Raw genomic sequence first — 279 nt, forward strand, 5'->3', positions numbered from 1 at the left:
CTCGGGTTGATATTGAGGTTGCTTTTGATAGGGAGGCTGAGCAGACGGGGAGTGTTGCGCGTTGTTGTCCTACACGGGACGCTGTTGTGGATTATGATATCCGTTCGTTTCGGGTACTGGAGGCCACACCACTTTCTTCTGACTGTATCCTTTGCGGTTACGCTCTTCCTCTTCTAACATTCTTAGGACGGCGGAATTAGCTAAGTTCGCTGGCTTATCCGTTGTCGGGTTGTTGAAGTCGATTCCGACAGATCCGTTGTCGAGGTTTTTCAGGTGTTT

The 279-nt window shown here is 49.8% G+C and carries 1 protein-coding gene; it reads right to left on the reverse strand.

Annotated elements, in window-relative coordinates:
• Positions 1 to 69: 69 nt before the first annotated feature.
• Positions 70 to 279: hypothetical protein (locus tag F0L68_RS46005; RefSeq protein ID WP_223199656.1), on the reverse strand; the 210-nt coding region annotated here is incomplete at its 5' end.

It is taken from the genome of Solihabitans fulvus, from assembly GCF_008386585.1.
In the GTDB taxonomy this organism is placed as follows: Bacteria; Actinomycetota; Actinomycetes; order Mycobacteriales; family Pseudonocardiaceae; genus Solihabitans; species Solihabitans fulvus.